The 22,223-nt window shown below is 60.9% G+C and carries 22 protein-coding genes; 14 read left to right on the plus strand and 8 right to left on the minus strand.

Translation table 11 applies throughout. The annotated features are described in order from the left end of the window. Positions 1-15: 15 nt before the first annotated feature. From A6U98_RS29380 to A6U98_RS29415, 8 genes are read left to right on the plus strand one after another with little or no spacing between them, the layout of a single operon-like run. The gene (locus tag A6U98_RS29380) at positions 16-1,143 is read left to right on the plus strand and encodes an ABC transporter permease (protein WP_064654448.1); all 1,128 of its coding nucleotides are present in this window, start codon (positions 16-18) and stop codon (positions 1,141-1,143) included. Beyond that, positions 1,143-2,069, plus strand: coding sequence for an ABC transporter permease (locus A6U98_RS29385; RefSeq protein ID WP_064654449.1), 927 nt, complete (start codon positions 1,143-1,145; stop codon positions 2,067-2,069). The genes A6U98_RS29380 and A6U98_RS29385 overlap by 1 nt, the downstream gene beginning before the upstream one ends. Before the next feature lie 12 nt (positions 2,070-2,081). Further along, positions 2,082-3,098 carry a formamidase gene (locus A6U98_RS29390; RefSeq protein WP_064654450.1) on the plus strand — a complete coding sequence of 339 codons (1,017 nt, stop codon included), beginning with the start codon at positions 2,082-2,084 and terminating at the stop codon, positions 3,096-3,098. Between the two features lie 11 nt (positions 3,099-3,109). Beyond that, positions 3,110-3,811 carry an isochorismatase family cysteine hydrolase gene (locus A6U98_RS29395; protein WP_064654451.1) on the plus strand — a complete coding sequence of 234 codons (702 nt, stop codon included), beginning with the start codon at positions 3,110-3,112 and terminating at the stop codon, positions 3,809-3,811. Next, entirely contained in the window at positions 3,811-4,866 is a 1,056-nt protein-coding gene (gene atzD / locus A6U98_RS29400; RefSeq protein ID WP_064654452.1) for a cyanuric acid amidohydrolase, read from the plus strand. The genes A6U98_RS29395 and atzD overlap by 1 nt, the downstream gene beginning before the upstream one ends. Position 4,867: 1 nt before the next feature. Beyond that, positions 4,868-6,418 carry an ABC transporter ATP-binding protein gene (locus A6U98_RS29405; RefSeq protein WP_064654453.1) on the plus strand — a complete coding sequence of 517 codons (1,551 nt, stop codon included), beginning with the start codon at positions 4,868-4,870 and terminating at the stop codon, positions 6,416-6,418. Further along, positions 6,418-7,086: a cysteine hydrolase gene (locus A6U98_RS29410; protein WP_064654454.1), complete on the plus strand. Its 669-nt coding sequence runs from the start codon at positions 6,418-6,420 to the stop codon at positions 7,084-7,086. The genes A6U98_RS29405 and A6U98_RS29410 overlap by 1 nt, the downstream gene beginning before the upstream one ends. After that, a complete protein-coding gene (locus A6U98_RS29415; protein WP_064654455.1) occupies positions 7,079-7,432 on the plus strand; it encodes a cupin domain-containing protein in 354 nt (117 codons plus the stop codon). Before A6U98_RS29410 ends, A6U98_RS29415 begins: the two co-directional genes overlap by 8 nt. 48 nt (positions 7,433-7,480) lie before the next feature. On the opposite strand, the gene A6U98_RS29420 is transcribed toward A6U98_RS29415, so the two are convergent. From A6U98_RS29420 to A6U98_RS29435, 4 genes are all read right to left on the minus strand, one after another. Then, a complete protein-coding gene (locus tag A6U98_RS29420; protein ID WP_064654456.1) occupies positions 7,481-8,272 on the minus strand; it encodes an amino acid ABC transporter ATP-binding protein in 792 nt (263 codons plus the stop codon). Further along, on the minus strand, positions 8,269-8,937 hold the full coding sequence (locus tag A6U98_RS29425; protein ID WP_064654457.1) for an amino acid ABC transporter permease: 669 nt from the start codon (positions 8,935-8,937) through the stop codon (positions 8,269-8,271). Before A6U98_RS29425 ends, A6U98_RS29420 begins: the two co-directional genes overlap by 4 nt. Continuing rightward, positions 8,934-9,575, minus strand: a complete 642-nt coding sequence (locus A6U98_RS29430) for an amino acid ABC transporter permease (RefSeq protein WP_064654458.1) — start codon at positions 9,573-9,575, stop codon at positions 8,934-8,936. Before A6U98_RS29430 ends, A6U98_RS29425 begins: the two co-directional genes overlap by 4 nt. 98 nt (positions 9,576-9,673) lie before the next feature. Further along, the gene (locus A6U98_RS29435; protein ID WP_064654573.1) at positions 9,674-10,501 is read right to left on the minus strand and encodes a transporter substrate-binding domain-containing protein; all 828 of its coding nucleotides are present in this window, start codon (positions 10,499-10,501) and stop codon (positions 9,674-9,676) included. 215 nt (positions 10,502-10,716) lie between these two features. On the opposite strand from A6U98_RS29435, the gene A6U98_RS29440 reads away from it, so the two are divergent. From A6U98_RS29440 to A6U98_RS29455, 4 genes are all read left to right on the plus strand, one after another. Continuing rightward, positions 10,717-11,424, plus strand: coding sequence for a UTRA domain-containing protein (locus A6U98_RS29440; RefSeq protein WP_064654459.1), 708 nt, complete (start codon positions 10,717-10,719; stop codon positions 11,422-11,424). A gap of 30 nt (positions 11,425-11,454) precedes the next feature. Further along, entirely contained in the window at positions 11,455-12,393 is a 939-nt protein-coding gene (locus A6U98_RS29445) for a LysR family transcriptional regulator (RefSeq protein WP_064654460.1), read from the plus strand. A gap of 110 nt (positions 12,394-12,503) precedes the next feature. Beyond that, positions 12,504-13,859, plus strand: coding sequence for an LLM class flavin-dependent oxidoreductase (locus A6U98_RS29450; RefSeq protein ID WP_064654461.1), 1,356 nt, complete (start codon positions 12,504-12,506; stop codon positions 13,857-13,859). Continuing rightward, positions 13,856-14,395 carry a flavin reductase family protein gene (locus A6U98_RS29455; protein WP_064654462.1) on the plus strand — a complete coding sequence of 180 codons (540 nt, stop codon included), beginning with the start codon at positions 13,856-13,858 and terminating at the stop codon, positions 14,393-14,395. The genes A6U98_RS29450 and A6U98_RS29455 overlap by 4 nt, the downstream gene beginning before the upstream one ends. Here A6U98_RS29455 and A6U98_RS29460 read toward each other — a convergent pair. Beyond that, positions 14,372-15,535: an aminotransferase gene (locus tag A6U98_RS29460; RefSeq protein WP_064654463.1), complete on the minus strand. Its 1,164-nt coding sequence runs from the start codon at positions 15,533-15,535 to the stop codon at positions 14,372-14,374. The genes A6U98_RS29455 and A6U98_RS29460 overlap by 24 nt on opposite strands. Before the next feature lie 96 nt (positions 15,536-15,631). On the opposite strand from A6U98_RS29460, the gene speB reads away from it, so the two are divergent. Beyond that, positions 15,632-16,687 carry an agmatinase gene (gene speB / locus A6U98_RS29465; RefSeq protein ID WP_064654575.1) on the plus strand — a complete coding sequence of 352 codons (1,056 nt, stop codon included), beginning with the start codon at positions 15,632-15,634 and terminating at the stop codon, positions 16,685-16,687. Between the two features lie 92 nt (positions 16,688-16,779). Here the strand turns inward: speB and A6U98_RS29470 are convergent, their stop codons facing one another. Both A6U98_RS29470 and A6U98_RS29475 read right to left on the minus strand, forming a co-directional pair. Then, entirely contained in the window at positions 16,780-17,364 is a 585-nt protein-coding gene (locus A6U98_RS29470; RefSeq protein WP_064654464.1) for a cysteine hydrolase, read from the minus strand. 79 nt (positions 17,365-17,443) lie between these two features. Continuing rightward, a complete protein-coding gene (locus tag A6U98_RS29475; RefSeq protein WP_064654465.1) occupies positions 17,444-19,834 on the minus strand; it encodes an EAL domain-containing protein in 2,391 nt (796 codons plus the stop codon). A gap of 105 nt (positions 19,835-19,939) precedes the next feature. Between A6U98_RS29475 and A6U98_RS29480 the strand changes: the two genes are divergently transcribed. Beyond that, positions 19,940-20,743, plus strand: a complete 804-nt coding sequence (locus A6U98_RS29480) for a transporter substrate-binding domain-containing protein (protein ID WP_064654466.1) — start codon at positions 19,940-19,942, stop codon at positions 20,741-20,743. Between the two features lie 130 nt (positions 20,744-20,873). Here the strand turns inward: A6U98_RS29480 and fdhA are convergent, their stop codons facing one another. Then, the gene (fdhA, locus tag A6U98_RS29485; protein WP_064654467.1) at positions 20,874-22,064 is read right to left on the minus strand and encodes a formaldehyde dehydrogenase, glutathione-independent; all 1,191 of its coding nucleotides are present in this window, start codon (positions 22,062-22,064) and stop codon (positions 20,874-20,876) included. Positions 22,065-22,223 lie beyond the last annotated feature (159 nt).

Genomic DNA, 22,223 nt, shown 5'->3' on the forward strand with positions numbered 1-22,223 from the left:
GAAGGGAGAAGTGCCATGACCATCGAGGCCAATGATCCCGCAATAGCCATCGTGGAAAAACCGGCTTCGCTGCGCCCCGTCCTCGAATGGATCGCGCGGCGAGCCGAGCCTGTTGTCATCGGCCTCGCGGCCATCCTGATCGGTCTTGCGTTCTTCTCCCTCTTCATCCTGGCGGTCGGCAAGTCGCCGGCCACCCTCTTCCAACTGATGTATACCGGCGGCTTCGGCAGCTGGTTTTCGGTGCAGAACAGCTTAAGTCGTGCCGCACCCCTTCTCCTGACGGCACTCTGCGTCGCCCTGCCCGCCCGTCTCGGCCTCGTCATCATCGGCGGGGAAGGAGCGGTCGTGCTGGGCGGCGTTGCCGCCGCAGCCATGGCTCTGCCGCTCGCCGGCACCGCGCCTGTTTTCATTACCCTCATTCTGATGGCAATCGCTGCAATGGCGGTCGGCGGTATCTGGATCGGCCTTGCCGGTTTCCTGCGCCATTACCGCGGGGTCAACGAAACCATCTCCTCGCTGCTGCTCTCCTATATCGCCATTGCCCTGATGAACCAGTTCGTCGAAGGAGTGCTGCGCGATCCGGCAAGCCTCAACAAGCCGTCGACTAGGCCGCTGCCGGCGGAATACATGCTCGGCAATATTCCCGGCATGGACGTGCATTGGGGCCTCGTCATCGGCATCCTCGCCTGCATGGTCTCCTGGATCGTGATCGAGGCGACGAGCTACGGTTTTGCCGCCCGCATCGCCGGTGGCAACGTGCGCGCCGCGCAGATCCAGGGGCTGCCGGTGGGCAAGCTGATCGCCGGTTTTACCGCGCTTGCCGGCAGCTTTGCCGGTCTGGCGGGTATGATCGAAGTGGCGGCGGTGCAAGGAAGTGCCAATGCCTCGCTTGCCGCCGGCTACGGTTATACCGGTATCCTCGTCGCCTTCCTCGCCAGGCACAATCCGCTGGCGATCATTCCGGTGGCGATCCTGCTCGGTGGCATCGACGCCTCGGGCGGCCTCATCCAGCGGCGCATGGGCCTGCCGGATGCGACGGTTCTGGTGCTGCAGGGGACGCTCTTCATCGTCATTCTCTTCTGCGAGACCTTTTACGGCCGCTTCAAGATCTTCAATCCCGACCTCTGGAAAAGGAGCCTCTGATGGAAGAGACAGGCATCGGCATCTGGGGCGTGCCGCTGGCGATCTTTGCCGGCGCCATTCGCGTTTCCACGCCCTTCATCTTCGTCAGCCTCGGCGAGACGATCACCGAACGCTCCGGCCGCATCAATCTCGGCCTCGAAGGCACACTCGTCTTCGGCGCCATGACGGCCTATGCGGTGGCCGTCATGACTGGCTCCCCGACCCTCGGTGTGCTGGCCGCAATGATGGCGGGCGCGATCTTCGGCCTCATCCACGGCTGGATCTGCAAGTTCCCCAAGGTCAACGACATCGCCATCGGCATCGCCATGATGCAGTTCGGTCTCGGCATGGCGTTCTTCCTCGGCAAATCCTTCATCCAGCCGGTTGCCCCGAAACTGCCCTCGATCCCGCTCGGCGGCTGGTCGAGCACTCCGCAGGTCCAGGCGGCGCTCAATATCAACGTGCTGTTCTTCATCGGCGCGGCACTTGCCCTCTTCCTGTTCTGGGCCTTCAAGAACACCCGCATTGGCCTGATCCTACGCGTCGTCGGCGACAGCACCGACGCGGCCCGGGCCATGGGCATTCACCCGGACCGCGTTCGCTTGCTGGCAACGGCAGTGGGCGGTTCGCTGGCGGCAATCGGCGGCGCCTATCTCTCGCTCTACTATCCGGGCTCCTGGAACGAAGGCATCTCGTCCGGCCAAGGCCTGATGGCTGTGGCTCTCGTGATCTTCGCTCGCTGGAACCCGATCGGCTGCTTCCTGGCCGCCCTGCTTTTCGGCGGCGCCGGCGCGCTCGGCCCGGCGCTGCAATCGGTCGGCGTTACACAAGGCTACTATCTTTTTTACGCCGCGCCTTACGTGCTCACCCTCATCATCCTGATCGCCACCTCCTCGCCCACCCGCTCGCTCGCCGGTGCGCCGGGAGCGCTGTCGCTCACGAAATAACGGAGCATCCCGATGAACGGACTTGGCGGTCTCAACAAATCCGAACACGGCGTCGGTGTCGGCCTGGTACAGCTCCAGTTGCCGGTGACCGTCACCAAAGCGGACTTGGCAAAACAGACGCAGGTGATCGTCGATCTGGTGGCCAAAGCGCGGCGCAACCAGCCGGGCATGGACCTCGTTGTCTTTCCCGAATACGCGCTGCACGGCCTCTCCATGGACATCAATCCGGAGATCATGTGCACGCTCGACGGGCCGGAGGTCGCGGCCTTCAAGCGGGCCTGCAAGGACCACCGGATCTGGGGCTGCTTCTCGATCATGGAGCTGAACCCTGGCGGCATGCCCTACAATTCCGGCATCGTCATCGACGATCAGGGCGAGTTGAAGCTCTATTACCGCAAGATGCATCCCTGGATCCCCGTCGAGCCGTGGGAGCCCGGCGATCTTGGCATCCCTGTCATCGAGGGCCCGCGGGGCGCCAAGCTCGCGCTGATCATCTGCCATGACGGCATGTTCCCGGAGATGGCGCGCGAATGTGCTTATAAGGGCGCCGAAATCATGATCCGCACGGCGGGCTATACGGCGCCGATCCGCGATGCCTGGCGCTTCACCAACCAGGCCAACGCCTTCTGCAACCTGATGATCACCGCGAATGTCTGCATGTGCGGCTCGGACGGCACGTTCGATTCCATGGGTGAAGGCATGGTCTGCAATTTCGATGGCACGATCATCGCCCACGGAACCTCCGGCCGCGTCAACGAGATCATCACCGCGGAGGTGCGTCCCGATCTCGTTCGCGAGGCCCGGCTCGGCTGGGGCGTGGAGAACAATATCTACCAGTTCGGTCATCGCGGCTACGTCGCCGTCGCCGGCGGCGCCCAGGATGCGCCCTACACCTACATGCACGACCTTGCCGCCGGCAAATACCGCCTGCCATGGGAAGACGAGATAAAGGTCAAGGACGGCACGTCCTGCGGATTTGACAAGCCGATGCGCCGTTACGGCGAACCCCTCAAACCTGCCGCGGAATAGGAGAGAGAATGATGGACGCGATGGTCGAAACCAAAGGGCATTTTATCGACGCCGATCCGTATCCGTGGCCCTATAATGGCGCGCTGAGGCCTGATAACACCGCCCTCATCATCATCGACATGCAGACGGATTTCTGCGGCAAGGGTGGCTATGTCGACCACATGGGCTACGACCTGTCGCTGGTGCAGGCGCCGATCGAACCCATCAAACGTGTGCTTGCCGCCATGCGAGCCAAGGGCTACCACATCATTCACACAAGGGAGGGCCATCGCCCCGACCTCGCCGATCTGCCGGCCAACAAGCGCTGGCGCTCGCAGCGGATCGGCGCCGGCATCGGCGATCCCGGCCCCTGCGGCCGCATCCTGACGCGTGGCGAACCCGGCTGGGACATCATCCCCGAACTCTACCCGGTCGAAGGCGAGACGATCATCGACAAGCCCGGCAAGGGTTCGTTCTGCGCCACCGACCTCGAACTCATCCTCAACCAGAAGCGCATCGAGAACATTATCCTCACCGGGATCACCACCGATGTCTGCGTCTCGACGACGATGCGCGAGGCGAACGACCGCGGCTACGAATGCCTGCTGCTGGAGGACTGCTGTGGTGCGACCGACTATGGAAACCACCTCGCTGCCATTAAGATGGTGAAGATGCAGGGCGGCGTCTTCGGCTCGGTCTCCAGTTCCGTGGCTCTAGTCGAGGCGCTGCCCTGATGCCGTCATTGCGTGCCCATGTCTTTCGCGTGCCAGCCGACGGCCCCGATGACGTTGCCGGCGTCGAGGCGCTCTTTGCCAGCGGCCTTCAGGCGAACAACGTCGTCGCCGTTCTCGGCAAGACGGAAGGCAACGGCTGCGTCAATGATTTTACCCGCGGTTATGCCACCCGCAGCTTCGAGACATTGTTCAGTAGATATGGCGTCGACGGCGTCTCGATCATCATGTCCGGCGGCACCGAGGGTGCGCTCTCGCCGCATTGGACGGTTTTTGCGCGTGAAACCGTAGAAACCCCAGGCGAACGGGCGCTGGCCATTGGTGTGTCGCGTACCCCCGCCCTGCCCTCCGAACATCTCGGGCGCCGGGAACAGATCCTGCTCGTTGCCGAAGGCGTGAAGTCCGCGATGAGGGATGCCGGCATCGATGATCCCGCCGATGTCCATTTCGTGCAAATCAAGTGTCCGCTGCTCACCTCGCGCCGGATTGTAGAGGCCGAGGCATCAGGCAGGACGGTCGCAACCCACGACACGCTGAAATCCATGGGCCTCTCGCGCGGCGCTTCGGCTCTCGGCGTCGCCGTGGCACTCGGCGAGATAGATGCGACATCGATCGGCGATGCCGACATCTGCACACGTTTCGATCTCTTTTCCCGCTGCGCCTCAACCTCGTCCGGGGTCGAACTCACCGATCACGAAATCATCGTTCTCGGCATGAGCGCAAAATGGTCCGGTCCGCTGTCGATCGACCACGCAGTCATGCGGGATGCGATCGACGCGCATTCCGTCAGGAAAGCCCGCGAACGCCTGCCGGAAAACAGCCGGCTGGCGGCGGTTCTCGCCAAGGCCGAGCCGGACCCGTCCGGCAGGATCGGCGGCAGGCGCCACACGATGCTCGATGACTCGGATATTGCAGGCACCCGCCATGCCCGTGCCTTCGTCGGCGGCGTTCTCGCCGGCATCTTCGGCATTACCGATCTCTATGTGTCCGGCGGCGCCGAACACCAGGGTCCGCCCGGCGGCGGTCCCGTCGCCATCATCGTCGAAAAGGAGCAATGAAGTGAGCACAGTCCGCGACACGCCCCTTCCGCAAGCCGGCAAGGCCGTCGGCATCGAGACGCTCGATATGACCATGCGTTTCGGCAGCTTCACCGCGCTCGACAACGTCTCGATCGCCGTTCCGGCCGGCTCTTTTCACGCGCTTCTCGGTGAAAACGGCGCCGGCAAGTCGACACTCGTCAAATGCATCATGGGCTTTTATCACGCAACCTCAGGCTCGCTGTCGGTCGACGGCCGCGAGGTGGCGGTCGCCTCACCCAAGGATGCCGCGGCCTATGGCCTCGGCATGGTCTACCAGCATTTCACACTGGTTCCCTCGCTGACAGGCGCCGAGAACCTCGTCATCAGCCGCACCGAGGTGCCTTCAATCATCAACTGGGCGAAGGAGCGCAAGGACCTCGCAGCCTTCATGGAGCGCATGCCCTTCCAGATCCCGCTCGACAGGCCGGTGAGCGAGCTTGCCGCCGGCGAGAAGCAGAAGCTGGAGATCGTCAAGCAGCTCTATCTCGGCCGTAGCTTCCTGGTGCTTGATGAACCGACCTCGGTGCTGACGCCGGCCGAAGCCGATGAGATGCTCGGCATCGTGCGCGGGATGACCGAGCGCGGCGAGCTCACCGTGCTGATGATTTCCCACAAGTTCCACGAGGTGACGAAGTTCGCTGATGCCGTCTCGATCCTGCGGCGCGGCAAGCTGGTCGGCACCGGCAAGGTTGGCGAGCTCTCCACCGCCGAGATGGCGGCGATGATGATCGGCGACGTCAAGCTCGCCGAGCTCGACAGCCGTCTGCCGGTGGCGGAAGCGGCAAGACCGGTGCTGACCGTCAGCCAGGTGAAGGCCCCGGATCGCTCCGGCCTGAAGACCATCGAGATCGACGCGCTTATGGTCCGCTCGGGCGAGATCGTCGGCATTGCCGGCATATCGGGCAACGGCCAGAAGGAGCTGACCGAAATTCTGGCCGGCCAGCGCCCGACCGATAGCGGCCAGGTCATGGTCAACGGCGAGGCTTATGGCGCCACCCGCGACGAGACCCGCAAGAACAGGGTGCGTTTCATCCCCGAAGAGCCGTTGCAGAATGCCTGTGCGCCGAAGATGACCGTGAGCGAGAACCTTGCATTCCGCACCTTCGACTTGAAGCAGGACGGCAAGGACGCGATCTGGCTGAACAAGGGCAGCATGAAGAAGCGTGCCTCGGCGCTGATTTCCGACTTCAAGGTCAAGACGGCCTCTTCCGCCTCGCCGATCGCAGCGCTTTCGGGCGGCAACGTGCAGCGTGCCGTGCTCGCCCGCGAACTGACCGGCGATGTCGATCTGCTGATCGTCTCGAACCCCTGTTTCGGTCTCGATTTCTCGGCCGTCGCCGAAATCCGCGCCCGCATCATGAAGGCACGCAATTTGGGCGCTGCCGTGCTGCTGCTTTCCGAGGACCTCGACGAGCTGCTCGAGATGTCCGACCGCATCATGGTCATTTCGGAAGGCAAGCTGGTCTACGAGACACCGGCGCGCTCGGCCGATATTGGCGTGATCGGCGCCCACATGGCGGGGCATCATTGATGGCGAAGATCAAAGCTGAACCTTTCGCCTTTCCGGTGAAGCACGATGAGCTCGCCCTCATCGTCATCGACATGCAGCGTGATTTCGCCGAGCCCGGCGGTTTCGGTGCAAGCCTCGGCAATGATGTCAGCCGCATCACCAGGATCGTGCCTGATGTCAAACGCCTCATCCAGGGCTTCCGCAATGCCGGCCTGCCTGTGATCCATACGATGGAGTGCCACCGGCCGGACCTTTCGGACCTGCCGCCGGCCAAACGCGACCGTGGCAATCCGTCGCTCAAGATCGGCGACGAAGGTCCGATGGGCCGCATCCTGATCTCGGGCGAACCCGGCACGGCAATTCTTCCGGAACTCGCTCCTGTGAAGGGCGAAGTCGTCATCGAAAAACCCGGCAAGGGCGCCTTCTACGCCACCGAACTTGGCACCGTGTTGCAAGAGAAGGGCATTCGTCAGCTCGTCTTTGCAGGTGTCACCACCGAAGTCTGCGTGCAGACGACGATGCGCGAAGCAAACGACCGCGGCTATGAATGCCTGCTCGCCGAGGAGGCGACGGAGAGCTACTTCCCCGAATTCAAAGCCGCAGCCATCGCCATGATCCGCGCCCAAGGCGCGATCGTCGGCTGGACCGCGCATGTCGACGACATTCTGGAAAGCATCGCCCATGCCTGAAACGACCCGCGAAAGCCTGATCTCAGGCGGCTGGAAGGCGCTGGAATTCGGCCCCTTCCGCGATGCCGTCACCATTCACTGGGTCCGCCCCTTCGAAGGCGATCAGCCGGGCGTGGCGCTGCTGAAATATGAGCCCGGCGCCTCCGTTCCCCGCCATCGCCACGAAGGGCTCGAGACCATCCTGGTGCTCGACGGCGTTCAATCCGACGAGACGGGCGATTACATCAGCGGCAGTTATATCGTCAATGCGCCGGGCAGCGAACACTCGGTCTGGAGCGATACCGGCTGTGTCGTCCTCATCCAGTGGGACCGGCCCGTGAAAATACTCGAAGATGAAATTGCCTGAACCCGACGCCGGCCTTGGAGGTCTGCCCGACCGGGAAGGACATGAATTTCACAGCAGCATCGAGGCCCCGCGATCGATATAGGTGTCCAGGAATTGTTCGAGGCGGGGGTTTCTCGGTCGTTTGAAGACGTCCTGCGGCGGGCCGGTGAACAGCACCTTGCCGTGATCGAGAAAGACGATCTGCTGTCCGACCGTCGCGGCAAATCCGATCTCGTGGGAGACGACGACCATCGTCATGCCTTCGGCGGCGAGATCGCGCATGACGTTGAGCACCTCGCCGGTCAGCTCGGGATCGAGTGACGAGGTCGGCTCGTCAAACAGCATGATCTTCGGGTTGAGGGCAAGCGCCCGGGCGATAGCGACACGCTGCTGCTGCCCTCCCGAGAGCTGCGATGGATAGTGCCCGGCCCTGCCCTCCAAGCCAACCTTGACGAGCTGGGCCATGGCCCGCTCCTCTGCATCCCTACGGCTCATCTTGTGAACCGTCTTCAGCGCCTCGCTGACATTGCCGAGCGCCGTCATATGCGGCCAGAGATTGAACTGCTGAAAAACCATCCCGATCTGCGATCGAATCTGCCGGTTCACCGCCGCTGGCACCCGTTCACGGACACCCTTGGCGTTTTCCGCAAAGCCAAGCACCTCGCCGTTGACGGTAATCGTCCCCTTCGTCGATTCCTCCAGAAACGCCATGCAGCGCAGCAGTGTACTCTTGCCGGATCCCGACGGGCCGATGACGCAGGAAACTTGTCCCTGCTCGATTTCGAGGTCGATGCCGTGCAGCACGGTGGAACCGCCGAACGTCTTGACGAGATTTTTGACTGCGATCGCAGGAACGCTCATATGTTGAAAAACCTGAATCTGGTGAGTTTCGTTTCGGCGAGATGGCCGAGCCAGCCGGTGATTTCGACCAGTACCCAATAAAATAGCGCAAGCACGAAGAGCGCCTCGACGAACGCATATTGCTGCGAGCCGATGGCGCTGAGTGTCGCCGTCAACTCTGGCACGGTGATAATGGACAGAACGGCCGTCTCCTTCATGAGGATGATCGTCATGTTGACCGAAGGCGGCAACACCAGCATGGTCATCTCCGGCAGCAATATGCGCCGGATGATCTGCCCTTGTGTCAGGCCAACGCACAGGCCAGCCTCGATATGTCCCTTCGGGACGGCGGCAAAGCCCGAGCGGAATATCTCACTGAAGTAAGCCGCGCCGTAGATGGAAAGGCCGACGATGCCGGCCGGGATCGGATCGAGCGACAATCCAACGAAGGGGCCGCCATAATAGACGAGGAAGATCTGAATCAGGAAGGGCGTGCCGCGCAGCACCGCGATGACAATGCCGAACGCCCTGTCCAACAGCACGCCGCCAAAACGTCGCGCGACAGCGACAAGGAAACCCAGTACGGCTGCGGCAAGAGTGGTGACGATCCAGATGAGGATGGTGACCCACGCACCGTTGAGGATCTCCGGCAAGTTGTTGAAAATCACATTGGTATCGAAGGTCATCGCGGCACTCCTGGCAGGGAGCGTTCGATCAGGCCGCCCGCAAGGGCAACGATCCAATTGATGATGAGATAGATCAAACCCGCGGAAGCGAAAATCTCGAGCGGCAGGAAGGTGCTGCCGGCAAGGTCCTGAGCCATGCGTGTCAGCTCGACGATTCCGACGACGGAGACCAGTGAAGACGCCTTCAGAATAAGGATCGCTTCGTTGACGAGCGCCGGGAAAGTCAGGCGCAGGGCGATCGGCGCCCTGATACGGCGGAAGATCTGAATGGGAGTCATGCCGACCATTTCGGCAGATTCGACCAGGCCTGCGGGAACGCTGGAAAAACCACCGCGCAGATTTTCAGCCTGATAGGCCGCAGTACACAAGGACAGGCCAACGACGGCCGCAACGATGCTCGGCACGTTGATGCCGATCACCGGCAACAGATTGTAGATCAGCAACAGCTGGACCAGCAGCGGTGCACCACGAAAGAAACTGATGAAAATCTGCGCCGGTAGCATGAAAAGCCGTTGCCGTGAGAGCAGCATGGCTGAAATGACGATCGCGATCGCAAAGCCGATCAGGATGGACACCACGCTGATCGTCACCGTATAGATCGAGGCTTGCAGAAGCAGTTCGAATAGCTTGATGGACATGGGCGGTGCTTGCCTGGGCGCTGCGGCCGTGAACTCTGATGCCACGGCGGATTGCGCCCCGACCACTGGCGGGGCGCGTTCGTTTCACCGGCAGCCAATCAGAATGCCGGGTCCTTGACAGCATCAGGCGTATCGAAAGATGCACCGAACCACTTCTTCTGCAGCTCAGCCATGCGCCCATCTGCCTTGATCTTGAGCATCGCGGCATCGATCGCATCCATCAGCGGGGCGTGATCGGCATCCTTGAGGCCGATGAAGCCGAAATAGGACTTCTTGCCGAATGGCGGCAGAACGACTTCGAACGTGCCCTTTCGCTGGCTGGCGACGAAGGCGATATTCGGCAGCGAATTGGCAACGCCGGCAATACGGCCGGCTGCGAGATCGGCGTAGGATTCGGTAAAGGCGGGATATTCGCGCACGTCGACCTTGGTCGGCAGCGTGCCGGAGAATTCCTTCAACTGGTCGAGCTGGGCGGTGGCCTTGCCGACACCGATCGTCTTGCCGGCAATATCTTCCGGCTTGCTGATCGTCGTGTCGCCCGCCTTCTTCAGAATGGCGATCGTTGCCTCGGCGATCGGCGGCGTGAAGCGATAGCGCTCCAAGCGCTTCTTGGTGATTGTTGCAGGACCTGCGACGACATCGAACTTACCGGCCTCGAGCGCGGGGAAGACGCCGTCCCAAGGAAGAGCGACCCACTCGATCTTGACGCCGAGTTCCTTGCCGATCTCGGCAAAGAGGTCGACGTTCAAGCCGGTATGTTCACCGGCATCGATATAGTCGAACGGTGCAAAAGCCGTTTCGGTGCCAACCTTGAGGGTGCCGGCTGCCTTGACGGCGGCCAGCGTGTCGGCTGCATGGGCGGAAACGGCTGCTCCGATGAGGAACGCAGCGCCGACCAGACCCTTCAGCAGTGAATTTGCCTTCATGATCATCTCTCCAGTTTTTTTCCCCCGGCGGAGGAGTTTTGGTTCCCGACTTCGATTTCCTCTGCGCGGATTTCTATGCTCCGCTTTTGACTATACAAATAGATATAGGCGGGCCTAGAGTGTCAATGTAAAAGACGAGGAACGCAAAATTTGTGCCGAGTGGCCGTGATGATCGTTCCGGATCTATGATCGTTGATGCCGGATGAGGTGCGGACTTGGTGTCGATTTCTCAGCGTATTTTCACCGATATCGAGACGAAGATCATCAGTGGTGATTGGCGGCCCGGCGACCGTATTCCCGTCGAGCACGAGCTGGTGGCCGAATATCGGTGTTCGCGCATGACCGTCAGCAAGGCGCTGTCGACGCTGGCCGCGCGCGGCATGATCGTCAGACGGCGCAAGACAGGTTCGTTTGTCGCATCGCCTCAGATCGACCGCACGGTGATGGATATCCAGGATATCAGCACCGAAGCGGAACTGGCCGGGCACGAACACCGCTTCGAAATCCTCGCCCGCAAGATCGAGCGCCTTGGAGAGGCGGAGGCGCAGCAGCTGTCGGAGCCTGCCGATGCGGAAGTCCTCAGGCTTCAGTGCCTGCATATCGTCGATGGCAGACCGAATGCCATCGAGCGGCGGATCATCATGCTCGACGCCGTGCCACGGGCGAGAGAAGAGAGCTTCGCCTCGATCCCGCCCGGCAAATGGCTGCTTGACGAGGTGCCCTGGTCCAAGGCCAAGCATGTCATTCGGGCCGTCTCGGCGGATACCGTGACGGCCCGAATCCTGCAGACGGAGAGGGGCGAGGCCTGTCTTAGCCTCATCCGCCAGACCTGGCAGAACGGCCGCACGGTGACCTATGTCGAGTTTACCCATCCGGGCGACCGGTTCCAGTTTGCGGGGACGTTTCATCCGGCAGCAAATTGAGTTCGACGCAAATCACGAGAGGTTCTGCAAGTGACCGATGAGCGCCTCAAGGCGATCCCGCTGAAAAGTTTGCAGGCGTTCGAGGCGGTGGGGCGCTGCGGCGGCGTGACCGCCGCGGCACTGGAGCTAAGGGTTTCGCCGGGGGCCATCAGCCAGCAGATTCGCAAGATCGAAAGCTTTCTTGGAATTTCGCTTCTGGAGCGCAGCGGGCGAACCGTCGAGCTGACCGCCTGGGGCCGGCTCTACCATCAGGAGATATCGAAGGGGTTCGAGCAATTTGCGCTCGCCCAGCAACTGTTGGAAAAGGCGCGCAACGAGACGGCGCTGGTCCTCAGTGCGCTTTCCTCCGTCGTCAACAAATGGATCGGCAGGCGGATCTTCGACTGGCAGGCGCTTCATCCCGAAGTTCCAGTGCGGATTATCGGACGCGACAAAGAGCCCCGGATCGGTTTCGACGATGTCGATTTCCGCGTCAGCTACGGATCGGACGTCCTCCAGCACGAACATTATACCGAACTGTTTCGCGATTGGGTGGTGCCAGCCTGTTCGCCGGCGCTGATGCAGGATCGCGCGCACGCGGCGCGCGATCTCTTCGAACAACCCCTCCTCCATGTCGAGTGGGAACGACACTTCACCCCCTACCCCAGCTGGGCGGAGTTTGCCGCCAAGGCCGGCGTCTCCTTCGATGTGTCGACGCCGGGCCTTTCCTTCACTTTGTCGAGCAGTGCGATTGACGCAGCCGTCAACAAGCGAGGCGTCGTGCTCGCACAAATGTCGATGATATCAGATGAGCTTGAGGCGCAAACGCTCGTCATTCCGGTCGACATGCGCATTGCACTGCGTGAAAGCTATTTTCTCGCCTGGGACCGGGCGGCCTTGCAGAAGCCCCACGGGCGGGAATTCCGCGATTGGCTCGTCGCTATTTCCCGTCAGCAGGCAGTGGCATCCGCGCCTAGGCCGATACTTTAGAAAAACTAAAACGGAACCCAGCTGCGCGGTATTGATGAAAATTTGCGCCTGACGATAATTTGCGCAACCGCCTTTCCTTGGCGGCATGGCCGACAAAGCAGGAGAACTCGATGGCGCGAACCGACAAGATGAAACTTGGGACTTTCGTCTATACGTTCGGCTTTCATCCTGCCTCCTGGCTGCATCCGGCAAGTGACGTCAACGGCGCCAACGACTTCGCTCATCTGCTCGATGTCGCCAAGCGATCCGAGGCGGCCAAGTTCGATTTCATGTTCATGGCGGATTCTCCTGCCGCCGCCGTCGGCGACCCGAAGGCGCTTGCCCGCATTCCGACCAAGATGAACCGTTTCGAACCCCTCTCGCTGCTCTCGGCTCTGGCGGTCACCACCAACGATCTCGGTCTCGTGGCGACGGTGTCGACGAGTTATTACGAACCATACAATGTCGCGCGTCTGTTCGCCTCGATCGACCATTTGAGCAAGGGGCGCGTCTGCTGGAACGTCGTCACGTCAGATCACGACGAAACCGGCTACAACTTCAATCGCGAGGGGCTCGACCCGCATGCACTGCGTTACGAGCGCGGCAACGAGTTCGTCGATGTCGTGTTCGGTCTTTGGGACAGCTTCGAGGAAGGCGCACTGCTTCTCGACCGTGAAAACGGTGTCTACTATGACAAGGACAAGCACCACACGCTCAATCACAAAGGCAAGCACTTCCAGGTTCGCGGCCCCCTCAACATCGCGCGAACGCCTCAGGGCCGTCCTGTCATCGCCCAGGCGGGCGGTTCGGAACCCGGAATGGACATGGCGGCACGCACCGCCGAGATCGTCTTCAGCCTCGCATCGAATATCGACCGAAACCGGGCCTTCTACGACAACGTCAAGCGCCGGATGCCGGCCCATGGGCGCGATCCGGACGACCTGAAAATCATGCCGGGTATCGTGATCAACGTCGGTGAAACTGAAGCCGAGGCAAAGGCGAAGGTCGACTATCTGATCGACAAGATGCATCCGGATGTCGGCCGGCTGATGCTCTCCGAATTCCTGGAGGCGGACCTGCGCGATGTCGCTCTCGACAAACCCTTCCCCATGGATCGGCTGCCGGCGGCGCCGAAGGGATCACGCGCTCTGTTCGACGAACTGGTCGATTTCGTCAGAAGCGGCCGCACCGTCGGCGAACTCATCCGGCACTATGCCGAGAAGCATACCGGAAATGGCATGACGGGGACGCCAGCCCAGATTGCCGACTTCATGGAGGAATGGTTTGAGACGCGCGCCGCCGACGGCTTCATACTGATGTTTCCGACCTTGCCGTCCAGTCTCGACGACTTCGTGCGGCTGGTCCTGCCCGAGCTTCGACGTCGCGGGCTGTTCCGTGAGGAATACGAGGGCAAGACCTTGCGCGAAAACCTTGGTCTTTCAATGCCGGTAAACCGTTTTGCCAAAACGAAAGAGCCAGCCCGATGAGTGCCGAGGCTTTGATCAGCGAGGCGGACTTCAAGCTTTCGATGCGTCATCTGGCGGGTGCGGTCAGCGTCATCACGGTCGGCGACGGTAAAGACCGCACCGGCTTCACCGCAACGTCGGTCTCCTCGCTTTCGGCGGAGTTGCCTTCCGTCATCGTCAGTGTCAACCGAACGTCGTCGTCATGGCCGGCACTGCAGCGGTACGGCTGCTTCTGCGTCAACGTGCTCGCTGCCGACCAGCGGCAGGTGGCACAATCCTTTGCCGGTCTTGACGGGCGAAAGGGCGCCGAACGCTACGGCAACGCCGGATGGTATCGCCTCAAGACCGGCGCGGCGGTCCTTGAAAATGCCCTGACGGTCCTGGACTGCAAGCTCGAAACCGCATTCCACTATAATTCCCATGCGATTTTGGTCGGACATGTCTGCGCGATCGAAATCCGGCAGGGCATAGGGCCGCTGCTATATTGGCGCGGCGGCTATCATGAACTTCCGGCGGAGGTTGATCAAAACGGTCTAGGGAAGGCGCTCGGACAATAGCCCTATCGAAGCGACACCCGCATTGGCAAAGGCAAGTCTGAGGTAGCGCTCCTGGCCCTCGCCGAAATAGGCGCCGGGCAAACAAACGATGCCGGATTCCTTGGCGAGTTTTTCGGCAACCTCTGAAGACGATCGATCAGCGTAGGGATGGCGGACAAAGGCGAAATAGGCGCCGATTGCTCCGATCTCCCAATCCGGCAGCCCGGAAAAGACCTGCCTCAAAGCGTCCGCCCGGCGAGCGATCTCCAGCCGGTTGCCGGCTCGCCACTCGGCGAGTGCGGGGATCGCCGATGCAACGGCGATCTGGGCCGAACGCGGCGCGCAGATCTGCATATTGTCCATCACCTTGGCGATTTCGGCGATGAGTTTAGGGCCTGCCGTGATTGCACCCAGTCGATGACCGGGAATGCAGAAGGATTTCGAAAAGCTGTAGAGAAGAACGAGCGTGTCCTCCCAGCCCGGCTCGGACAGAAGAGAGTGCGGCCGTCCGTCATCCTCGCCAAGAAAATCGCGATAGGTTTCATCGAGGATCAGCCAGGCGCCATATTTCCGGCAGAGAACAAAAAGCTCGTGAAGCAGACTTGGTGGATACACCGCTCCTGTGGGATTGTTGGGTGTCACGACGGCAAGCATCTTCGCGCCGGCGGCAAGGGCCGCCTCGGCCGAACTCAGATCGGGAAGAAAGCCGACGGCGGGGTCGCAATCGACCAATCGACGCCCGATCCCCAGCATCGACAGCGTCGTATCGTGATTGAAATAGAAGGGATTGGTCAGCGCTACGGTATCGCCGGTGCCCGCAAGCGCGATCGCTGCGCACATGAACGCCTGATTGCAGCCGGCGGTAATGTGGATATTGCCGGCGGAAAGGTCGGCGCCGTAAAGCTCGGCAACGTGAGCCGCATAGGTCTTGCGCAACAGAGGTTCGCCCTCGATCGGCCCGTATCCGGTCATGGCCTGTTGTCCGGCCGCCTCGCCAAGAAGCCGCAGCATCTCCGGATGCGCGGGATAGCCCGGCACGGCTTGCGACAAATCGATGAGCGGCCCTTTTTCCCCCTTGTATTCGCGACTCCAGGCGACGACGGAAGGAATGGGCGGGGCAGAGAGGCGGGCAACGAGAGAATTGGGTTTTGCAGCGATCATATCGATTTCTCTTTGATACCGATTGCTACAACGATACCAATTGTTTTCTCAACCTCTTTGTCTGACGAGACGGACCTGAAGCGGAGACACATGCGCATGGTGTGGGACAAAACGCGGCTGGAACAGCTGCGCGCAGAATTTGCAGACGCCAATGGCGGCGAGATATTTGATGAGAAGTTTCGCAAAGTGGCGGAGAAGATCATCTCCAAGAGCGGCACGAGACTGGCGCCATACGCCGGAGTGCCGACCTTCCTCAGCGCACCCTACATGCAGGTCGCGGCCGAGGGTCCGGACTTCGGCAATCTCCAGGTTGCGATTACCGGGATCCCCATGGATCTTGGCGTCACCAATCGTCCAGGCTCGCGTTTCGGACCGAGAGCACTTCGCGCCATCGAAAGGATCGGCCCCTACAATCACGTCCTCGCCACGGCGCCGGTCTTCGATCTTCGGGTCGCCGATATCGGCGACATATCGTTCCAAAGCCGTTACCGGCTGGAACTCAGCCATGACGACATCGAAAAGCGCATCGGCCAGATCGTCGATGCCGGCGTGGCCCCGCTTTCCGTCGGAGGCGACCATTCCATCAGCCACCCGATTTTGAAGGCCATCGGTCGGCAGCAACCGGTCGGCCTCATTCATATTGATGCCCATTGCGATACAAGCGGTGCCTTCGATCAGACGAAGTTTCATCACGGCGGGCCGTTCCGCAATGCGGTGCTGGACGGCGTGCTCGATCCGACACGGACGATCCAGATTGGCATCCGTGGTTCGGCGGAATATTTGTGGGAATTCTCCTATGCCTCGGGGATGACCGTGATCCACGCAGAGGACATCAGCCGAATGGGGATTGCGGCTGTCGTTGCCAAGGCAAAATCCATCGTCGGCGACGGCCCGACCTATCTTTCCTTCGACGTCGACAGCCTCGATCCGAGCTTTGCGCCCGGCACGGGCACGCCCGAGGTCGGTGGATTGACCACGCGTGAAGTCCTTGAACTGATACGCGGGCTGAAAGGGGTAAATCTGGTGGGCGGTGACGTCGTCGAAGTTGCCCCACAATATGACGCAACGACCAACACAGCGCACGCCGCAGCACAGGTGCTCTTTGAGATTCTGAGCCTCATGGTGTTTAGTCCATCGATCGGCAAACGCTAAGGCCGACCTTGCGGTCATCTCTGGCAATTGGCCGGATGGGCCAAGACCATGTCGTTCGCGCAAAACCGCCGCACAGTTTTGCGCGACATGCTTTAACCAACGACCCTCAAAAACTCTTCGGTCTCCATGAGTTCGAGCTGCACAGAAAACCGATCGTGCAGAAGTTCAAGTGACGCGTCATGCGTATCGTCGGCACCGCTGCAGACGGCGTCCTTGAGCACGATGACACGATAGGCGAGATCGATCGCGCCGAGCGTCGTGGCCAATACGCAGACGTCGGTTTCACCACCCGTTATGACAAGCGTATCGACCCGCTCCGACTGAAGGATGGGATGCAGGCGGCCGTCGATCCAAGGTGAATAGGTGCGTTTGTCGAAGTGCCTTGCCGGGGGAACCAGCGACGCCAGCGATGGGGCAAGATCGATGAAGCCGCGCGGAAGATGTTCGCCCGTCATCATCCACCATTTCTGGTAATAATCTCGCCATTTCCCCGGCATGTCATCGGCATGCCTGGGCGGCAGGAAGCGGGTAAAGATCGTTCGGGAGGGGTATCGCCCGGCCACTTCTTCGATCTGGGGAGAGATCCGTGCCATCCAGGGAACGTGCCACGGCGTGTCTTCGGCAAACATCCGCTGCATGTCGACGCAAAGGTGGCGCCACTCCCCGACTTCGCCCATCACATTCTCCATTCGGTCTTCGGGCGTCAACCGCGGCACGGGGTGAAAGTTCCCCTAACCAGCGGAGATCAGAAGCCGCTCAGGCGACGGCGCCGGGAGTGTTCGTCAATAACCCGGCGCTTTCAGCTTTCCGGAAATTATCAAGGTCGCGAAGAGGAACCGGTTTGGAGAAGAAGTAGCCTTGGAGGTCGGTGCAGCCGAGGGCGGCCAGAAAGTCGCGTTGATATTCGGTTTCGACCCCTTCAGCCGTCGTCGAGATACCGAGGTTGCGGCTGAGCGCGACGATGGCGCCGATGATTGCCGCCCCGTTGGCCTTGGTGCCGAGCTGTGAGACGAACGAACGATCGATCTTGATACGGTCGATATCGAAGCGCACCAGATGGCTGAGGCATGAAAAGCCGGTTCCGAAATCGTCGAGCGAAACCTGAACACCCCGGCTGCGCAGCGACTTCAGCACCGTATAGACATCCGAGTTGTCCTCGATGAGCGAGGACTCGGTCAGCTCGAGCTCGAGCCGGGACGGCTGCAGGCCGCTCTCCTCAAGCACGCCGAAGACTTCCTCGGCGAAATTTGGTCTTCTCAACTGGGCGGGAGACACGTTGACCGCAACGAATGTGCCTTCCGGCCATTTGCAGGCGGCTCTGCAGGCTTCGCGCAAGACCCAGAAACCGAGAGCGTCGATGAGGCCGCCCTCCTCGGCCACAGGGATGAAGCTGGCAGGCGTCAACAGCCCGCGCTGGCTGTGACGCCAACGCACCAGAGCCTCCGCGCCCGACGCCGCATATCCTGCCTCAGCGCGATGTACCGTTTGGTAATAGACCTCGAGCGATCCGAAGTCCGGCCTGTTTACAATCGGATCGGATCGCGGACCGTCGGCGGATGAGGCCGTGTCTTTGGCCAGAACTTCCCGCAATTCGTTCTTGAGAATGTCGCGCGCATTCCGGCCGCCGTCCATGGACGGTGAATAGAGACGCCACTGGCCTCTGCCTCCCATCTTTGCCTCGTACAGCGCGACGTCGGCGTAGCGCATGATGTCATCGGCATTCCGGCCGGCATCCGGCACGACGGTCACGCCGATCGAACCGCCGACGCGCGCGACCGCCTCGCCCCTCAAAAGCGGGAAGGGTTTGCCAAGTTCGGCAACGATCGCTTCGCATATTGCCGGCAAAACGTGGTCATGATCTTTGATGTCCCGGAGAAGCAGGGCGAATTCGTCCCCTCCGAGCCGGGCAAGCGTGTCGCCCGGACGAAGCAGCGAGCGGATCCGCTCCGCAGCCATCCTGATGAGTTCATCGCCGGCGGCATGGCCGAACGTGTCGTTCACGGCTTTGAAGCGGTCGAGGTCGAGAAGCGCGACTGCCGAGCGCTCTGTCGAATTCTGCGTCTCGGCCAGGCACTCGTCGAACCTCATCGCGAACAAAGCGCGGTTGGGAAGATCGGTCAGCACATCATGCAAGGCAAGCTGCCTTGCATGCAGCTCGCTTCTCTTCAACTCGCCGAGACTGCTTCGCAGGCGAACCAGCAAGACCGAGAACAGGATCGCGATCATCAAAGCGGCAATCGAAAGCGCCGGCATCAATCGGCCAATCACCCTCGAACCCGGAAGATCGGGCTGCCATACGATGAAGCCGATCGGTTCGCCGTTTGCCGTGGCGTCAATCTGGAAGGCAACCTCGTTTTCGTCTGCATCGGCCGTGCGCGCGAAGCGCGCGCCGTTGAGGCCCTGTTCCCGGCTCAATTCGTCCAGCGCCGCACCATCGATAAACCGCACGACGATCAGGAATTGCCGCATCGGCTGCTGCTGCCTCTCAGTGGCCTCGTTGATGGCGACGACGCCGACGATCGTCGGCCGACCTTCCAGCCGCATCAGATTGGCCAGCGCCCGGTTGGAGCGGGCGGCAGTCGCCAGGCGGCTTTCCATCGAGGACGGTGTTCGCTCGTTGGAAACCGTGCCCTGTCTCACTCCAAGCCGGGCATCCTGAAGGAGAGGCAAGAAGAGAGGCTTCATCCAGCGATAACGCTTTTCGGTTTGGGCGTCCGCCAGCATGAGCAGTTGCGCCTTATCGTCGACGACAAAGGCCTGATCGTAGCCGAAGGCGGACATTGCGGTCTGGCTGATCGCACTGCCGGCCGCCGCCGTCAGAACGGCATCGAGGCTGGAGGAGCCTCCGGTCGAGCGGGCGGCCGGATAAACACGTGTAAGGTAGCCGTTGCCGAACTGGCCGATAACATGGGCGACTTGATCGACCTGTTCCCGCAGGCGGGCATTCACAAGCTGGCGCTGTCGATCAAGGGCTGCAGCGTCGCTCTCGGTTCCTGCCCAGAGCGCCGAAAGCACGACAAGTCCGATCGCTCCAAGCCCGCTGACGGCAATAAGAAACAGAATTCTTCCCGAAGCGATCCAGGATTGCTGAAACGTGTTGGAGCTGGAAGGAAGAACGATGTGCAAGCGTAGACCCCTGAACACCACGACGCGGGCGCATTCGTCGACGCTAACAAAGAAGCGTTCACGTAGAATTAAAAGCTGTGACCCACTATGGCGCGAGATCGACTATGCCCTAAGGAGCTCCCGACGATGTTGCGCATATCCATTCAGACTATATTGCGCGGAGCGCTGATGGCGGGCGGGATCGGTCTCTTTTTGGCGGCCTCGCCGCTCGAGGTGGCTGCGCAGGATCGCACACCGATGAGAATTGCCGTCGAAGGTGCGTTTCCGCCCTTCAACTATCTCGATGCAAACAACAAGCTTCAGGGCTTCGACATCGATATTGCCAATGCACTGTGCGAGGTCGGCAAATTCGAATGCCAGTTCATCATCGAGAAGTGGGACGACATCATCCCCGATCTCGTTGCCGACAAGTACGACGCGATCATCTCATCGATGTCGATGAGCCTTGAGCGGCGTCAAAAGGTTGCCTTCACTGAAAAATACTACAACAGCCCGTCGGTGTTCATCGCCCGGAAGGATTCGTCGATCAGCGATGTCAGCCCCGCCGCCCTCAGCGACAAAATTCTTGGGGTGACGTCATCAACAGCGCAGGAATCCTATGCCAACCATCTTTATCCGGAAATGAAGAAGACGGTTTTTCGGTCTTCGCCCGAATTGTACAAGGGACTGGCGGAGGGGAGCGTCGACATTATCCTCGAAGATAAACTCGCCATCTACGACTGGATTGCCAACACCAAGGCCGGAAGCTGCTGCGAGTTCAAGGGGCCGGATCTGGTCGACATCACATATTTTGGCGAAGGCGCCGGTATAGCGCTGCGCCTGGATGACAAGGAGCGTCTGACGCGCCTGAACGAAGCCCTGAAGAGCATCAAGGCGGATGGGACCTACGACATGATCAACGCAAAATACTTCCCGTTCAGCATCCAGTAGTTCGCCGGCCAATTTTCGAGAATGCGGAATGGCCGGGTTTTCGCCCGGCCATTCTATCAAGTCCTGTCTTACGCAATCCCAGACGCAAAACCGCTGCGCACTTTTGCTGGAATTGCTCTAGGTCGCATCGCTATGCGGCTTTCGCCACCTCTCCATGCGGATCGAGGACATATTTCGTCGCCGCTCCCTGGTCGAAGCTCTCATATCCATTGGCGGCATCGTCGAGCGGGATGACCTTGGCGTTGACGATATCGGCAATTGGCAGTCGGTCGTGGAGGATCGCCTGCATGAGCTGACGATTATATTTGATCACCGGAGTCTGGCCGGTGTGGAAGGACTGCGCCTTGGCCCATCCGAGGCCGAAGCGGAGCGACAGATTGCCGTGTTTGGCGGCGCTGTCGACGGCGCCCGGATCCTCGGTAACGTAGAGGCCGGGAATGCCGATCGAACCCGCGGCACGGGTAATCTCCATCATCTGATTGAGCACGATCGCCGGCTGTTCGCCGCCCGAGTGGCCGCGTGCCTCGAAGCCGACTGCATCGATGGCGCTGTCCACTTCGTTGGTGCCGACGACCTGCGCGATCATGTCGCCAAGACGGTCACTTTTTGATAGGTCGATCGGTTCGAAACCGACCTTCGCCGCATGCGCCAGACGGTCCTTGTTGAAATCACCGATCATCACGACAGCAGCGCCAAGAATGCGAGCCGAAGCCGCCGCCGCAAGGCCGACAGGGCCGGCGCCTGCCACGTAGACGGTCGAGCCGACGCCAACGCCTGCCCGCACTGCGCCATGGAAGCCGGTGGGCAGAATGTCGGAGAGCATGGTGAGGTCGCGGATCTTCGCCATTGCCCTATCCCGATCGGGGATTTTCAGCAGGTTGAAATCTGCGTAGGGAATGGTGACGTAGCGCGCCTGTCCGCCGATCCAGCCGCCCATGTCGACGTAACCGTAAGCACCGCCGGCGCGGGCCGGGTTTACCGTCAGGCAGACACCGGTATCCTGAGACTTGCAGCAGCGGCAACGGCCGCAGGCGACATTGAAAGGCACCGAGACGATATCGCCGATGTCGAGCATCTCGACATCGATGCCTTTCTCGATGATCTCTCCGGTGATTTCATGACCGAGGACCAGGCCCGGCATCGCCGTCGTGCGGCCGCGGACCATGTGTTGATCGGAGCCGCAGATATTGGTCGATATCACCTTCAGGATGACGCCGTGTTCGATGCGGCGGCCGTCGGGCGCTTCCAGCTTCGGATCGTCAATGTCGCGCACTTCGACCTTGCCAGGACGGAGATAGACGACGCCTCTATTTTTGCTCATGGATTCCTCCCACTTGTTTGAATGCCTCGATCTGCAACCGATGCAGTCGATGGCAACCTTCCCTCCGGACTGCCTCCTCCGCAGCCCGGTGTCCACAACACAGGATATCGGTTCATTTCGCCAGTTTGCGAGATAGCGCCTTGAACACCACAAACAAAC

It is taken from the genome of Rhizobium sp. WYCCWR10014 (genome assembly GCF_001657485.1).
In the GTDB taxonomy this organism is placed as follows: domain Bacteria; phylum Pseudomonadota; class Alphaproteobacteria; order Rhizobiales; family Rhizobiaceae; genus Rhizobium.

What these genes read in the sequence shown, in the direction of transcription:
- A6U98_RS29380 (WP_064654448.1), top strand. Translation starts at nt 16, where the DNA reads ATGACCATCGAGGCCAATGATCCCGCAATAGCCATCGTGGAAAAACCG.
- A6U98_RS29385 (WP_064654449.1), top strand. Translation starts at nt 1,143, where the DNA reads ATGGAAGAGACAGGCATCGGCATCTGGGGCGTGCCGCTGGCGATCTTT.
- A6U98_RS29390 (WP_064654450.1), top strand. Translation starts at nt 2,082, where the DNA reads ATGAACGGACTTGGCGGTCTCAACAAATCCGAACACGGCGTCGGTGTC.
- A6U98_RS29395 (WP_064654451.1), top strand. Translation starts at nt 3,110, where the DNA reads ATGGACGCGATGGTCGAAACCAAAGGGCATTTTATCGACGCCGATCCG.
- atzD (WP_064654452.1), top strand. Translation starts at nt 3,811, where the DNA reads ATGCCGTCATTGCGTGCCCATGTCTTTCGCGTGCCAGCCGACGGCCCC.
- A6U98_RS29410 (WP_064654454.1), top strand. Translation starts at nt 6,418, where the DNA reads ATGGCGAAGATCAAAGCTGAACCTTTCGCCTTTCCGGTGAAGCACGAT.
- A6U98_RS29415 (WP_064654455.1), top strand. Translation starts at nt 7,079, where the DNA reads ATGCCTGAAACGACCCGCGAAAGCCTGATCTCAGGCGGCTGGAAGGCG.
- A6U98_RS29420 (WP_064654456.1), bottom strand. Translation starts at nt 8,272, where the DNA reads ATGAGCGTTCCTGCGATCGCAGTCAAAAATCTCGTCAAGACGTTCGGC.
- A6U98_RS29425 (WP_064654457.1), bottom strand. Translation starts at nt 8,937, where the DNA reads ATGACCTTCGATACCAATGTGATTTTCAACAACTTGCCGGAGATCCTC.
- A6U98_RS29430 (WP_064654458.1), bottom strand. Translation starts at nt 9,575, where the DNA reads ATGTCCATCAAGCTATTCGAACTGCTTCTGCAAGCCTCGATCTATACG.
- A6U98_RS29435 (WP_064654573.1), bottom strand. Translation starts at nt 10,501, where the DNA reads ATGAAGGCAAATTCACTGCTGAAGGGTCTGGTCGGCGCTGCGTTCCTC.
- A6U98_RS29450 (WP_064654461.1), top strand. Translation starts at nt 12,504, where the DNA reads ATGGCGCGAACCGACAAGATGAAACTTGGGACTTTCGTCTATACGTTC.
- A6U98_RS29455 (WP_064654462.1), top strand. Translation starts at nt 13,856, where the DNA reads ATGAGTGCCGAGGCTTTGATCAGCGAGGCGGACTTCAAGCTTTCGATG.
- A6U98_RS29460 (WP_064654463.1), bottom strand. Translation starts at nt 15,535, where the DNA reads ATGATCGCTGCAAAACCCAATTCTCTCGTTGCCCGCCTCTCTGCCCCG.
- speB (WP_064654575.1), top strand. Translation starts at nt 15,632, where the DNA reads ATGGTGTGGGACAAAACGCGGCTGGAACAGCTGCGCGCAGAATTTGCA.
- A6U98_RS29470 (WP_064654464.1), bottom strand. Translation starts at nt 17,364, where the DNA reads ATGGGCGAAGTCGGGGAGTGGCGCCACCTTTGCGTCGACATGCAGCGG.
- A6U98_RS29480 (WP_064654466.1), top strand. Translation starts at nt 19,940, where the DNA reads ATGTTGCGCATATCCATTCAGACTATATTGCGCGGAGCGCTGATGGCG.
- fdhA (WP_064654467.1), bottom strand. Translation starts at nt 22,064, where the DNA reads ATGAGCAAAAATAGAGGCGTCGTCTATCTCCGTCCTGGCAAGGTCGAA.